Raw genomic sequence first — 13732 nt, 5'->3', positions numbered from 1 at the left:
AAACCAGTAGACAAAATTCGTTGTTTGGCGGTATTGATGAAAGGCATATGCACAGGTACCTTTGCGCTTGTAAGCAGTCCTTACTATATCTCCTATACCCCTGAATGCAGAGAAAAAAATTTAAACATACATAGATGAAGTACCTGTCATTAAAGAAAATTTTCGCGGGCTTTTTTACCATTTTCGCCGCTGTTACATTGTTGGCCTCCTGTTCAGACAAAGATGACCCGGTAAACCCCATGGCCGGTTACCCGAAAGACGTGAATATCGAGTACAGGGTAAGATCAACCACCGGTGTCACGAAGGCCGATATTGCCTACGACAACCAGACGGGGGGAAGGACCACCCTGGATGACGCGGCATTGCCCTTCAGCGTGAAATTCAAGCGCAGGGTAGAGTATGCGACCACTATCGGTTTCAGTGCACACGCTACCGTGGCCGGCACACTGATCATCGAAATCCTGGCGGACGACAAAGTGGTGAAAACCGAAACTTTTACAGCAACTAGCAACGTGGGAGGCACGGTAGTATATGGATTTAACTAAACGATTTCAGTAAACGGAAACCCCACAGTTTCACAAAAAAACAAAAACAGAGAATGCCTTGGTCTTCAGGGCATTTTTTATTTACACCATTTATCCCCGGTATTTTCCGTTTATCAGTTATTTCATCTGTTTATAGTACTATGTATAAAATAGTACTATGTTTCATTATCTTGTGGACGAATTTAAACATCCGCCATCAATGAAAAAGTATTTCCTCATTATTTTATTGACTGTTGCCACAACTGCGCGCCTTTTCGCGCAGGATAACAAATCGCAGCTTACCGCGCTCATCCTGGAAAAGGACAGTCTTTTCTGGCAAGCCTACAACACCTGCGACCTGAAAGGTCTTGCCGGCTTTTTTTCAGACAGCGTAGAGTTCTACCACGACAAAGGGGGCATCACCCTCGGGCTGGATGCGCTGCTGGCCTCCATGAAAGATGGTCTCTGCAAGCAGCCTGATGAATTTCACCTGAGAAGGGAGGCGGTGCCCGGCACAGTAAAGGTTTTCCCGATGGAAAAAAATGAGGTCATTTACGGCGCCATTATCAGCGGGGAACATTATTTCTATATCAACAAAAAAGGAGCGCCCGAGCACCGCGATGGCTGGGCAAAATTCACGCATCTCTGGCTAAAGCAGAACGGCCAGTGGAAGATGACCCGTGTGCTCAGCTACGATCATGCGCCTGCGCCATACCTCAGCACCCGCAAAGCAATCACGCTGCCTGCTGATGTGCTTCGTGCCTATGCGGGCAAATACAAAGGCCCGCAAACCGGCGTTGCTGAGATCAGCGCCGGCGAGGATGCGCTGCTGGTAACGGCCTATGGCAAACAATTCGCCATTTACCCGGAAAAGCAAGGCGTTTTCTTCATGAAGGAGCGCGACCTTACTTTCGAGTTTGTCAATGGAAACAAGCTGCTGGTAAAGGAAAAAGGAGAAGTGGCGGAAGAGCTGGTGAAGGAATAAGAGGGCTTTGCAATAATAGAAAATCCCCGGAAGCATCATGCCCCGGGGATTTTCTATTGTATCCCTGCTTATCGTTTCATTTTTGAAATATCGCAGAGCATATCCGAGTGGATATTCAATCCCAGGTTGGTCAGGTTGTACAGGTGCTCGCTGGCCACCAGCCATACAATGCCGCAGACCTGGCTTTCGTCGTAATAATGCGCCAGCCTTGCAAAGGTCGATGGATGTATCTTTTTTTCGCGGGTCAGCTCGGTGGCGTAATCCAGCGCGGCACGCTCCGCTTCGGTGAACAGCGGGCTGGTCTTGTATTCATCCAGCGCATCGAACTTGGCCGCATTCATGGAGCCGTTGATCAGCGCATAACGCGAAGCGTCCATGCAGAAGAGGCAGATGTTGATGCGGGCCACCTGGTGGCGGATCAGCAGGATGGTTTCTTCAGGCAGTTGTACTTTTTTGTCGAGGGAGTTCACTTTGCCGTAAAACATCCCGAAGGCCAGCGGCAGGCGCGCGGAGTGCACTTTCAGCGGCATCAGCACTTTGCCGAACTGGCGGCTCGTAAAGAAATACGCCAGTTTCATCATCAGCCCTTTGGGCTTTTCAATGGGAGCAAGAAATGTATCCATTTTACAGTCATTTTTGATGGTTAAATATCAGATTCAACCTTATAATGACCGGACTCACAGAAATTGGACATCTCCTACGGATTATTTTTAAACAGGTACTTAATTAACTCCTACCCACCATTGTGTGAACTGCTGGGCGGTATCTTTCAGGTTCACCGGCTCGCCGAAAAAAGGCGTAACGAGGGGAATGCCCGCCGTTTTATTCAGCTCCGAGAGTTTGGCCAGCGGCTCGTCCCAGGGGTGATTGGCCAGCATGAACTTGGAGGAATGAACGGGGAAAAGGCGTTTGGCCTTCAGGTCTTTAGCCGCCTGCAGTACTTCTTCGGGCATGGAATGGATGTATTTCCATTTCGGGTCGTATTGCCCGTTTTCGAGTATGGCAAGATCGAACGGCCCGAATTTGTGGCCGATCTCCGAGAAATGGGTGTCGTAGCCACTGTCCCCGCCGATGTATATCTTATGGGAAGGCGTTTGCAGAACGTACGACATCCATAGAGTGTTGTTCCGCACGAAACCGCGGCCGGAGAAATGCCTTGCGGGCGTGGTATGTACGGTGAAACCGCCGCCCAGCGGCACTTCCTGGTGCCAGTCCTTTTCGATCAGCTGGTCTTTCGCATAGCCCCAGTACTCAAAGTGGGAACCGACACCCAGGCCGCAGATCACCTTTTTTACTTTAGACCGCAGCTGGATAATGGTTTCATAATCCAGGTGGTCGTAGTGGTCGTGGGAAATCAGCAGGTAATCGATGTCAGGCAACTCCGCCACGGTGTAGATGTCCGCCCCGTTGAAGGATTTGGTGGTGCCCGGGATGGGAGAGGCGTTGCCGCTGAAAACGGGGTCTACGAGGAAACGTTTACCGTCCGCCTGTATAAAATAAGAGGAATGGCCGAACCATACCAGCACGTCCTTGTCTGCCGGGAGGTTCCGCAGGTCGGTCTTGATGGAAGGCAGGCTGTCTGCCGGCCTGCGGCGCGGCGACCTTTTGAAAAGGATTTCACTGATCACCCCGATGTAACCATAGCCTTCCGTGAGCGCAGGCGTGTTGTGGATGTTCTGGAATTTGCCGTCTTTATAGTTAGGCGATTGTTTCATGATTTCCAGCCTTTCCCCGGCCGGACTTTTACCGAACTTGCTTTGTTTCATGTATATAAAAGTTATGACAGTCAGCAGTACGAGGAGGCCCAGTACTGCCAGGAATGTGTGTGTGAGGATGCGGAATATCTTTTTTCTCATTTACAACAGTTAAAAGCTGTTGTTTCAGTAGACGAACAGGTTGGGGGAATATTTTAAGACTTGCAAAAAAGACCTGCGTACTGGCTAAGGGATTAAAGGCTGCCTTTTAAAGCTATTTTAAGATAGGAGTAATATTTCATATGTACAAGAGGGTAGGTAAGCGGCCCGCAATGCATGCGGGCCGCTATTCAGATGGATCTATTGTCACAAAGACATTCCGCCGTCCACCAGGAAATCGGCGCCCGTGATGAAGTTGGCCGGCTCCCCGCACAGGAAGACGACCATTTGCGCCACATCTTCGGCTGCGCCCCATTTGGCAAGCGGGATGCGGTTTACCAGCGTTTCGGAAATAAGTTTCAGCGTTGCTCCATCGAATGCGCCTTTATTCAGTACTTCCGTTTTGGTAGGACCGGGGCTCACGGCATTTACCCTTATTTTCCGCGGAGCCAGTTCCAATGCCGCGATCTTCATCACCGAATTAAGCGCGGCCTTGCTGGCTGAATACACGGATGAGCCCGGCCCGCTCATGCTCGCGGTATTGGAGGAAAGGAACACTACCGAAGCGCCGTCCGCCAGCAGGGGAATTAATTTGCTGAGCGTAAAATAAGCGCCTTTAAAGTTGATATTCATGATATCATCGAAGTGCTTTTCCGTGGCCTGTTCTACCGGGAGAGAACCGGTAATGCCGGCATTGATGAAAAGAATATCCAGCTTCCCGAAACGGTCCTTTACCTCTTCCGCCAGGCGGTCTGTGTCTCCCAGGCAGGACTGGTCAGCAACGAAGGGGATCACTCCCAGTTCCGCCGCAGCTTTTTCCACGGCTTCTTTCCTTCTGCCGGTAATGATCACTGCAGCACCCCTTGCTTTTAATTCCTTTGCCGTGGCATACCCGATACCACTGTTGCCGCCCGTGACCAGGGCTGTTTTGTGTTGCATGCTCATTAGCTTGTCATTTTTATGATTACAAAAACAAAGTTACCGGCAGATTGGTATAACTTTGTAACCAGTATAACGCATGATACCAGATGAATAAAGAGATACGCGAAATATTATCCAACCCGCGGAACCAGGCGGAGGAGGTGCAGGCCCTGCAGGACACCATCTACGTGATCGGCGGCAAATGGAAGCTGCCGATTATCAACTCCATTTGCAACGGCAACAGGCGATTCCGGGAAATTGAGCGCAGCATCCCCGGCATTACCACGCGCATGCTGTCGCGCGAGCTGAAGGAGATGGAGCTGAACAAGCTGGTGAAACGGGTGGAAGACCCTGATTTTCCCACGAAAGTGGAATATATGTCCACAGAGTACTGCAAGTCCTTCGGCGGCATCATCCTTGAAATGATCCGCTGGGGAAAGGAACATAGAAAAAAGATCAGGGGGAAATAGGAAGATGCCGCCTGCCCGCCGGGCCCGGAAAACAAAAGAGCCGCGTATTAAGCGCGGCTCTTTGCAATATGGGAATCGTTTAGTGCTCCTTTAATATCTCCTTATAGGTTCTTTCGTACTTCTTCGTATTGTCCAGGAATTCTTTCGCGATCTTGTCTGTTACCTGCACGGGCGGATAGTTCTGGCCAAACATGCTGGTGGCGAATTCCATCTGGAACAGCAAACGTTCTCCCTGTTCCAGCGGTTTGCCTTTGTGGAAGCCGGAAGTATCCACCGCCAGTATCGTTCCTGCTTTCCCGGTGATCTCCGCGAAATCGGCGGCGGGGTAGTTGGCCATCAGCTCCTCATCGGGTATCCTGCCGTCCCTGCGTACGGGCCTGGGTTTGATGCGGTGCGACCTTTTCACGTAGCAGTGGGGGCCGTTGTGCGTATTCACATCGGAGAGGTAAATGAAGAACTTGAGGAATTTGATCCTGTCCATATCGAAGTGATACAGCTGCGCGGCGCCGGAAAGGTCTGTGTTCCTGCGGGCGGCGGTACTCCACCACATGGTCACCAGGTCCAGCATGGGCCTGGGGCCCAGGTATTCCTGCGCTACGGCCAGGGCGGTGGGGTCTGTCAGCAGCGACTGTATCACCGGCGCTTCGAACAAGGATTGCGCCGTGAAATCGTATACCGGGCTCACTGGTTGTTCGCTGCTGTATACCGCCGGGGTTCTGTCGCCCGCGATGCGGGGAATGGCGGGTGTTGTGCGGGCGAACCTGATCAGCTCGTCTACTTTTTCTTTTTCCAGCGGGCGGGGAAAAACATAAAAGCCGTTTTCCCGGATGGACTGGCTCACCTGTTTCACTTCGTCCGGCGAAAGCGTGCCCAGTATGCCGTTAATGCTGGCGCCGAATTTATATTTGGGCAGGAAAGCAGTTTCCAGCGAAGCGGCAATGTTGTTGAAGCGGCCGTTGGTCTTGGCGAACAGCCTCCGCATGCTGAGATAGGCGGCTTCGGGTGTTTGTTTTTCCTTTTTGTATACGGAATAACCTTTGAGGAATATCCGTATATCCTTGATCAAGCTCATATGGGTAAGTTTATACTGTGAATGTTATTGAAGCCCTGCCTCAGCAAGGTAGAGCTTTGCCTGCCCCGGGCCTGCGGCGGCCGGGAATGTCAGTGTGAATTGATACATGCCATCGGTCGCCGCGCCGGCCGGGAATGTATATTTGTGAATACCCTCCTGCAGCGTTTGCGCGTGACCGTTATATTGCAGCGTAGTTCCGCCGGGAAGCTGCCGGGCGTCCACCTGCAGGCTGATCTCTTTTACAGCCGTTTCCGCCGCAGGTTTCAGGCAAACTACGAATTCTCTGCCCATTCGCATGAGGGAACTTCCGTTCTGTGTTTCCAGCAGGAGCCCGGAATAGAAAAAGGGCCATTGTTCTTTTACAGTTACATTGATGTAAGAAGGCGGTACGAAATTGAACCGTGGCTTCAGCTTTTTGGCGGGTATGCCGCCTGCGATCCAATAGGGGTCTATGTCGCGGGTGACCACCGCGTTCGCCCCGATGATGGCTCCCTTGCCGATCCTCACGCCCCGCATGATCACGACGTTCGTGCCGATCCAGCAATCGTCTTCAATCACCACTTCCTGGCTCCGCAGCGCTTCATATTCCGCGTTGGAATGCACCAGCTCGTCCTGGTAGCGGATGGGCGCATAAGGTTCCACATCGTAAAAGTGATTGCCGGAAGAAATAAAGACATTAGGCGCCAGCAGCACATTGGCGCCAATGGTCACCTCGCCGATCAAACGGCAGCGGTCCTGTATGGAACTCCGGTCGTTGATCACAACCGCGCCGCCGGGAACGGGTTCTATCAGCACGTCTTTGCCCACCCAGGAGCCCTTGCCCAGGTATATGCGCGACCGTTCGGTAAGGATGATGCTGGAATGCTCGCCTACGGCATTGCCCTGCGTGTAATCGAAAACGCCGCCATGCGCGAGGATGTTGGCGGAAGGGTGTATGTCAATTCCCCTGAACCTGCGCCTGTAGCGCATATATCTGAGGGGCAAGGAATAAGAGAGTGCAGTCTTTATCGTTCTGATGAATCTTTTCATGCGGAGATCATATCCAGCCTTTACCTGCCCGGCTGTCAATATATTTCAAAAATACAGTATTTCTTTTTCAAAGTCCATCAAAATCAAAGCGAATGCATGCCGTAAGCTATGCGGTCATTTCAAAATTCCTTCAAAATCGGGCGTCAATTTGTGGGCCAAGCACCGGCGGCAGAATATTATAGAAACTTGGATTATATTTAAGTAGCAATCGTAACATAAAACCATTTTATGAACATGTATCCGAAACCCGGCTTTCTGGCGGCGATCTGCCTTGGAGGCACTTTCATTTTAGCATCCTGCGGCCAGAGCGCTCCCAAAAACACCGGCGAGGCAACGGCAGACAGTGCTGTTGCCGGCGCGCCCGTTGAAACCAAAGCCGCCAACACCGATTATAAACCGGCATTCCCCGGGCAAACGAGGATCGGCGGCATAAAATCCGCCACTGCCTACGAAGGCAAGGTGCTGAGCACTGACCTCAAATCCCCCTGGGGCATTACCACGCTGCCAGACGGCCGTTTTCTCATCACTGAGAAAAAAGGCACCATGCGCATTGCTACGGCAGACGGGAAGGTGAGCGATTCCATCACCGGCCTGCCACCCGTAAACCCCGCCGGCCAGGGCGGTTTGCTGGGCCTGCGCGCAGACCCTGACTTTGCGAACAACCGCATGGTATACTGGGTATTCTCCGAAGCACTGCCCGAAGGCAACCTGACCGCTGTAGCGAAAGGAAAACTTTCCGCGGACGAAAAGAAAATAGAAGGCGCCACCGTGATCTACCGCGCTACGCCTGCTTATAAAGGCACGCTGCATTATGGTGGCCGCATCCTGATAGACAAAAGCGGCAACCTGGTGGTGAGCACCGGCGAACGTTCGGACCTAGAAACAAGGCCGCAGGCGCAGGACCTGAAATCAGGTCTTGGGAAAATAGTGCGTATCACGAAAGACGGCAAACCCGTTGCCGGCAATCCCTTTGAAGGTAAAGCCGATGCAAGGCCCGAGCTGTATTCATACGGCCACCGCAATGTGCAGGGGCTTGCGTTCCACCCCGCTACCGGCGATCTCTGGGAAACGGAGTTTGGCCCCAGGGGCGGAGACGAGTTGAACAGGATAGAAGCAGGAAAGAACTACGGCTGGCCTACCATTACGTATGGCCTTGAGTACAGCGGTAAAAAGATCGGCGACAGCATCCAGCAGAAAGCAGGGCTGGAGCAGCCTGTGTATTACTGGGACCCTGTACTGTCTCCCAGCGGCATTACCTTTTACAGCAGCGACAGCATTCCTGAATGGAAGAACAATCTTTTCATTGCAGGGCTCAGCAGCACGCACATTGCGCGGCTGGTGATCGAGAACAATAAAGTGACGGGAGAAGAAAGGCTGCTGGAAAACGAAAAAGAGCGCTTCCGTGATATCACCGAAGGAAAGGACGGGGCTTTGTATGCCGTTACAGATGGCGGCAAACTGTACCGCATATACAAGAAGTAAGAAGATATTTTTCAAAAGATATAAAAGCTTCCCGGTATGCCCGGGAGGCTTTTTTTATGCGGAAAACTGAACCCGCGCCGCCAGTTGTATCGTCCGCTCCGGGACGCCCGGTTGCCCGCTGCCGGACAGATATCGAAAAATTACATACATAAGTGATGTGTATTACGTGCCGCTCCAGGTTGGCAGCCTTCTTGTGGCGGAGGCGGTATAATACGTACGTTATGAGCCACATTGTTATTCCTATTCCTCCGCTCCCGGGCAAGCAGGAGATCGAAGTTGAGGTGACCATCAACAACCAGAAGCAACAATTGCACTACCGGGTGGAGTTGTTTTATTGGGACGATTGCGCCAATCCCATGGGGCACCGCGCGGACTGTATCAGCGAAATGCTTGCGCAGCATGACCCTGAGTGGACCGTGTATTATATCGGCGCGCCTACAGACACATTTGTGCCGATAACATTTGTGAGCAAAGAAAGCAGGAAGCTGTTGCAGCGGGTGAAGGCATAAGAGCGCGCAGGATAGGCGCAATAACCCGGGAAACTGCAAAAAGGCTTGCGGTAAAAAACGCTTTTTGTCAAGCCGGGAGGGCCGGAGGTGTAAAGTTTTACGCGGGCTGGCGGGCTGGTTGTAGCTTTCAGGAAAACGCAGGGTTATGAAATTTTCCTTTTTGACGATAGGCTTAGTGTTGTTGTCGGTAATGCATGCATATTCGCAAAGCGACGTTCCGCCGCCGGTCATTTTCGCAGCCAGCACGCCCTGCAGCCAGGGCACGCGGCCTTTGCCCGGCATGGATGCGAAAGAAGGCTGCGGGCTGATGAAATGGGAGCTGGCGTTGTATGAGCGCACTTTCAGACTGCGGTGCACTTACGGGATGCCGGCGCAGGGCACCAAAGGATTTGCAGGAGGCGGGAAAACCATTGCGCTGGAAGGCCAATGGGATATTCAAAAAGGCGCAGCTTCCAATCCCCAGGCAACCGTATATCAACTGCATGATACGCAAAGCGGTAAAACGATTTCCCTGCTCAGGCTCAACGATCAGCTGCTTCACCTGCTGGACAGCGAGTTGCACCTGATGACGGGCAACGGCGGCTGGAGCTACACCCTGAACAGGATCACCGGTAAATCTCCCAAACAATGAAAACGTTACTGACCATTGCCGCCTGCATGCTGATAACAGGCCTTTCAAAAGCGCAGACAGCCGCGGCAGACAACAAGATATCAGAAGCCATCACCTTCCAGCCCATTCCCGGGGGACCATCTTTTTTAGGCGCTTTTGAAGGGCGGGCGCCCTGCGCAGGTCTTGCGCAACAGCTGAAACTGGCCATACCCGGCGATTGCGAAAAACTCAAATGCCGCCTCACGCTTTTCCGCGACCCGGCTACTTCAAAACCCGCCAGGTTTATGCTGCGCATAACGGGAGGAGGCGATGTGAAGTGGCAGGACGGCCATTCTTACCGGTTGAAGGAGCTGGAAGGCAAATGGTCCGTTTCCAAAGGCCTCCCTTCAGACCCTAACGGGGAGGTATATACGCTGGAAGTAAGTAACCCCGGGGTGCAGGTGTATTTGCTGAAAGGGGATGACAACGTGTTTTTTATACTGGATGAACAGAAACGGTTCAGGGTGGGGAACGGCGAATACAGCTATACACTGAACCGGGTGAAGCTCGTGCCGGGAAAATAATGAAACCCATGGCAGTTGCCGGTTTAGATGATGTAGCCGAACTAATGCTGCATCACTGCCCGGATAAACGGATCGTGATTCAGCAGGTAAGTTTTATCGCCAAGGTTGCCGCTGTAGGTGCTGGTAGTGATGAAATCACGGATATCAATGGGCACTTCTATTTCAGCCTGGTCGTGCATAAGGTCCGCCGGGTGGGTTGCGCCGGTGGTTTCCAGCGAAGGCGCAATGCGGTAGGGCAGCTTTGAATGCGGCAGTGTGAGCACCAGCGGCGCAAACCCCACGCCCAGGAAATGCCTGTTTCCTTTTCTTTCCCAAATCCTTTATTGGCGCTGATCTTCAGCGGATACGAAACCGGCACGGGCAGGATGGCCGCGTAGAGCGACTGCCAGGTGGTATCGCCGCCGCCGCCGTTATTCCTGAAATCGATAATGATCCGGCTGAGGTCTTGCGTGCGGTAGCGTGCCAGTTCCCTTTGCAGGAAAGGAATGGAGTCCGCATTCATCTCGGTGAGAAACGCGGGCGATGGTGTGGATCAGTGTGTCCAGGTCTTCCTGCATCTGGGCTTTGGTAAAGGATTGGGAGAAAACGCCGGAGGCAGTGCAAACAAGAAGGAGGGCAGCCTACAGGAAATTTTTAAAGAAATGCATGAGGAGATCCGTAATGTTTTTGTTACGAATACAATAAGCCGGGCTGCCGCAGGGCATTGTATCAAATATATCAAATTTTACTCCGCGGTAAAAGGTGTGAACTTCTCAAGTTGCAAAAAACAACCTCCTGTGCCTGAAACTTTTCCTGTACCCGGGCGTCTTAGCTAAAAAGCACCCTATCCCTGGCAAAACAAACCAAATCCATATACAATGAAACATGCTATAGTCTTATTCTTTTCCCTTTGGATAATTCCGGTGTACGGGCAGGACAAAACCAATTATGTTCACTTTAACAAGCTGAAAGAAATTACCGGCACGGATTATACCATCGCGACCATTGAGCACCTGGGGAAAATGGCGACCCTGAACAGCACGCAGCTGTTATTCATCAACACAAAGACCGGCCGGAGCAGGCAGGTCGATTTCCCAAAGGACGGGAATATATCGGAGCTTGAGCAGATCAGGATAGACAGCCTGCAGATCAACCGGGTGATCGTGGAGGCGCGCACGGTGAACCTGGATAACAGCAAACGCATAGACTGGAGTGACCCTTACCAGCTTTTCGGGCTTTCTGTAGACGGGGAAGAAAAAGTGCAGTTGACGCCGGATAATTTTTATACGCGAACCTGGGGCGTGAACCGGCAGACGGGAGGACTTGTGATCACCGGGCACTACGACAGCAACAATAATGGCAGATACGATAAGACAGACAAAAGCGAGATCCTGCTGTTTGACCTGAAAACGCTGAAACTTATCGCGAAGATCTAGTTATATACCGGCTATATTGCAAATTGCAAAATAGATGACCACCATCAAAACCTCTTGATGGTGGTCATTTATCAATAACGGTCAGGTTCTTCTGACTAGCCGCCTCAATGTCTTAAGCTAAATACCCTGACGCATAAAGGGACCAACCCGATCGAAACCGCTATAAAAATGGCTACCCGGATGTAGTTGAGCGTTTGCCAGAGAGATGTTCTCGCAGCCAGGTCTTTTACCAGGGAAGGCGTTTCCGCTATTTTCTGGAAATTGATGATGTTGGGCGCGAAGAACGCAAGCGTCCAAACCCTTACTGCAAAGTGAATGGCGAATAAGATCAGCAGCCAGTTCCGGGCAAAACCGATCTTCCAGCAGAATATGATCGCGAGTATGAATGTGATCTCATGTAATGAATGGAAGATGATCCAGAAGTTTTTCAGGCTGGCTCCGCGCCCGTCCAGCAATAGTTTGAAATTGGAGGGCGGAGCATCTGTCCATTTGGGGACAAACACAAGGGTCTCAAAGATCTGCGCGCCGTTCATGAGAAAATAGATGAGCGTGGTGATGCATAGCCATATCTCAGCCCTGGTAAGGTAACTTGCTGTTATATTGTCCATTTTGATCATTTTGTGGGTTGTTTTTACTTTATCGTTTTCGCTCTATTTTAATGTTTAAAATGTCTGTTTCGATACAAATGTAGGTATAAAATCCAATTATTGCCTCTTTTTTGCTATTTTTATGTCGAATTCGATATAAGTTATGACTGAACTGGTGAAACTAATCGGCGCCTGGGAAGAATATTCCCGGAAGAACACGGCGGCTTCGGCAACGGAATTCTGCATGTATTTCCTGGCCAAAGAAAGCAACAGCCAATTATTCAGCGGGCTTACCCCGCCTGACCTGGATACTGTATTTGCAAAGTTGATAGGGAGACTTGCAGGTATGCAAACAGTATATTCAAAAATGGCCTTGCAGGAAATGCCGGGGTTTGAACTGGAATGGTTCTATTTCCTAAACTCCATTTACCATTTAAAAGAAGTAAAGAAAGCGCAGATCATACAATACAATTTCACCGAGCAGACCACGGGCATTGATATCCTCAGCAGGTTGAAAAAACTGGGATACGTGGCGGAAAGAACTGACCCGGATGATAAGCGGGCAAAGCTTGTCAGCATAACAAAAGCCGGCGAAAAGATCCTGTTCAAAATATACCAGCTTTTGTATAAACCCACGCTGCTGATGTATCAGGGTATAGATCCTAAAGACAAACAGGTGGTCATTAACATCCTGAAGGATACCGAGCATCAGCACCAGGAATTGCTGTCAAATTCCAGGAACAAATCTATAGACGACCTGCTCCTGGAAGCATTGGGAGAGGAAAAGATGGCCCAGGTAGCGTTGGAACAGAAAAAGCGGATCGCTAAGTTTTCGGATTCAAAACAACGAAACGATAAAAATACTCAATGACGCCAGCTTACACCAGCCATTCCGTAGGCGCTTTGCCAAATTTTTTCTTGAAAGAATGCGAAAAGTGGGAGAGGCTTTCGAAGCCTAAATCCAAATAAATAGCTGAAGGCTTTTTGTTCTTTTTTTCTATCAGGTGCCGGGCTTCCGCCAGCCTTCTTTCCAGCAGCCACTGCCGGGGCGCCATGCCGAATATCTTCTGGAAATCGCGCTTGAACCCGGCCAGGCTTCGGCCGGTGAGCCTTGCAAATTGTTCGAGCGGGATGTTGTAGTGGAAATTGAGGACCATGAACTTTTCCAGGTCCATCTTATAAGGTTCCGAAAAGTCGAATAACAATTCCCGGAGCGCGGGCATGGTATTGAGGAGGAGGTATACCGCCTCCTTTACTTTCAGCATGCCTACCGTATGGGTTATTTTTTCTTCCGGGTGGCGGATGTAGGGCAGCAGGGATTGGAAAAAAGCATGCAGGAAATCGTTGCCGGGAACAATAACGCTGGAGGGGCCGGTGTATTTCCGGCCTATCTCTATCCGTTCCTCCAGCGCTATTTTCCTGAGCAGGTCTTCCTGCAGGCTGATGACAATGGTTTGATAATCCCCGCCATCCAAAGGCGTTTTGGTGATCTCTCCCAGCTGGTTCTTTTGGATCAGCATCATTTCGCCCGGTCCCATGGAGGCGCTGTGGCTGGCCGTTTGCAGCATGAAGCGGCCTGAGACCTGCAATACCAGGATATTATGCTCCAGGAATGCTACCTTCTCCTTGCGCACGGCTGCATAGTAGGAGTAGAAGATGAGCCCGGGGATTATTTCAGTTGGATTTGTCATCGCATAAAGATAATAAACAGG

Annotated in this window: 18 protein-coding genes; 9 read left to right on the top strand and 9 right to left on the bottom strand. The window is 51.1% G+C overall.

Features of this window, described 5'->3' with window-relative positions; all coding sequences use genetic code 11:
* Positions 1-134: 134 nt before the first annotated feature.
* The gene (locus tag R3I13_RS10395; protein WP_346317879.1) at positions 135-545 is read left to right on the top strand and encodes a hypothetical protein; all 411 of its coding nucleotides are present in this window, start codon (positions 135-137) and stop codon (positions 543-545) included.
* A gap of 199 nt (positions 546-744) precedes the next feature.
* On the top strand, positions 745-1509 hold the full coding sequence (locus R3I13_RS10390) for a nuclear transport factor 2 family protein (RefSeq protein WP_346317878.1): 765 nt from the start codon (positions 745-747) through the stop codon (positions 1507-1509).
* Positions 1510-1577: 68 nt separating this feature from the next.
* Here R3I13_RS10390 and R3I13_RS10385 read toward each other — a convergent pair whose 3' ends face one another.
* From R3I13_RS10385 to R3I13_RS10375, 3 genes are all read right to left on the bottom strand, one after another.
* Complete coding sequence (locus tag R3I13_RS10385) at positions 1578-2132, bottom strand: carboxymuconolactone decarboxylase family protein (protein WP_346317877.1); 555 nt, start codon at positions 2130-2132, stop codon at positions 1578-1580.
* Between the two features lie 99 nt (positions 2133-2231).
* Positions 2232-3365: an MBL fold metallo-hydrolase gene (locus tag R3I13_RS10380; RefSeq protein ID WP_346317876.1), complete on the bottom strand. Its 1134-nt coding sequence runs from the start codon at positions 3363-3365 to the stop codon at positions 2232-2234.
* 204 nt (positions 3366-3569) lie between these two features.
* Positions 3570-4307, bottom strand: a complete 738-nt coding sequence (locus tag R3I13_RS10375; RefSeq protein WP_346317875.1) for an SDR family oxidoreductase — start codon at positions 4305-4307, stop codon at positions 3570-3572.
* 83 nt (positions 4308-4390) lie between these two features.
* On the opposite strand from R3I13_RS10375, the gene R3I13_RS10370 reads away from it, so the two are divergent.
* On the top strand, positions 4391-4753 hold the full coding sequence (locus R3I13_RS10370) for a helix-turn-helix domain-containing protein (RefSeq protein ID WP_346317874.1): 363 nt from the start codon (positions 4391-4393) through the stop codon (positions 4751-4753).
* Between the two features lie 79 nt (positions 4754-4832).
* Here R3I13_RS10370 and R3I13_RS10365 read toward each other — a convergent pair whose 3' ends face one another.
* A complete protein-coding gene (locus R3I13_RS10365) occupies positions 4833-5825 on the bottom strand; it encodes a phytanoyl-CoA dioxygenase family protein (protein WP_346317873.1) in 993 nt (330 codons plus the stop codon).
* Positions 5826-5849: 24 nt separating this feature from the next.
* Positions 5850-6854, bottom strand: coding sequence for an acyltransferase (locus tag R3I13_RS10360; protein WP_346317872.1), 1005 nt, complete (start codon positions 6852-6854; stop codon positions 5850-5852).
* Between the two features lie 228 nt (positions 6855-7082).
* Here R3I13_RS10360 and R3I13_RS10355 point away from each other — a divergent pair, with 228 nt between their 5' ends.
* From R3I13_RS10355 to R3I13_RS10340, 4 genes are all read left to right on the top strand, one after another.
* Positions 7083-8336: a PQQ-dependent sugar dehydrogenase gene (locus tag R3I13_RS10355; RefSeq protein WP_346317871.1), complete on the top strand. Its 1254-nt coding sequence runs from the start codon at positions 7083-7085 to the stop codon at positions 8334-8336.
* A 221-nt stretch (positions 8337-8557) separates the two neighbouring features.
* On the top strand, positions 8558-8845 hold the full coding sequence (locus tag R3I13_RS10350) for a hypothetical protein (RefSeq protein WP_346317870.1): 288 nt from the start codon (positions 8558-8560) through the stop codon (positions 8843-8845).
* A 145-nt stretch (positions 8846-8990) separates the two neighbouring features.
* The gene (locus tag R3I13_RS10345) at positions 8991-9476 is read left to right on the top strand and encodes a hypothetical protein (protein ID WP_346317869.1); all 486 of its coding nucleotides are present in this window, start codon (positions 8991-8993) and stop codon (positions 9474-9476) included.
* Positions 9473-10018: a hypothetical protein gene (locus R3I13_RS10340; RefSeq protein WP_346317868.1), complete on the top strand. Its 546-nt coding sequence runs from the start codon at positions 9473-9475 to the stop codon at positions 10016-10018. Before R3I13_RS10345 ends, R3I13_RS10340 begins: the two co-directional genes overlap by 4 nt.
* Before the next feature lie 41 nt (positions 10019-10059).
* Here the strand turns inward: R3I13_RS10340 and R3I13_RS10335 are convergent, their stop codons facing one another.
* Entirely contained in the window at positions 10060-10197 is a 138-nt protein-coding gene (locus R3I13_RS10335; protein WP_346317867.1) for a hypothetical protein, read from the bottom strand.
* Entirely contained in the window at positions 10176-10520 is a 345-nt protein-coding gene (locus R3I13_RS10330; protein WP_346317866.1) for a hypothetical protein, read from the bottom strand. Before R3I13_RS10330 ends, R3I13_RS10335 begins: the two co-directional genes overlap by 22 nt.
* Before the next feature lie 355 nt (positions 10521-10875).
* Between R3I13_RS10330 and R3I13_RS10325 the strand changes: the two genes are divergently transcribed.
* Entirely contained in the window at positions 10876-11433 is a 558-nt protein-coding gene (locus R3I13_RS10325; protein WP_346317865.1) for a hypothetical protein, read from the top strand.
* A 104-nt stretch (positions 11434-11537) separates the two neighbouring features.
* Here R3I13_RS10325 and R3I13_RS10320 read toward each other — a convergent pair whose 3' ends face one another.
* Positions 11538-12041 (bottom strand): transposase, encoded by a 504-nt coding sequence (locus R3I13_RS10320; RefSeq protein ID WP_346317864.1) that lies wholly within the window; start codon positions 12039-12041, stop codon positions 11538-11540.
* A 142-nt stretch (positions 12042-12183) separates the two neighbouring features.
* On the opposite strand from R3I13_RS10320, the gene R3I13_RS10315 reads away from it, so the two are divergent.
* Positions 12184-12891 carry a MarR family transcriptional regulator gene (locus R3I13_RS10315; protein ID WP_346317863.1) on the top strand — a complete coding sequence of 236 codons (708 nt, stop codon included), beginning with the start codon at positions 12184-12186 and terminating at the stop codon, positions 12889-12891.
* 7 nt (positions 12892-12898) lie between these two features.
* Here R3I13_RS10315 and R3I13_RS10310 read toward each other — a convergent pair whose 3' ends face one another.
* Complete coding sequence (locus tag R3I13_RS10310) at positions 12899-13711, bottom strand: AraC family transcriptional regulator (RefSeq protein ID WP_346317862.1); 813 nt, start codon at positions 13709-13711, stop codon at positions 12899-12901.
* Between the last annotated feature and the right edge of the window lie 21 nt (positions 13712-13732).

Origin of the sequence: Chitinophaga sp. YIM B06452, from assembly GCF_039655965.1 — a bacterium.
GTDB lineage: Bacteria > Bacteroidota > Bacteroidia > Chitinophagales > Chitinophagaceae > Chitinophaga.
Note: the sequence above shows the minus strand (reverse complement) of the source record. Positions and strands in the feature narration are given on the sequence as shown.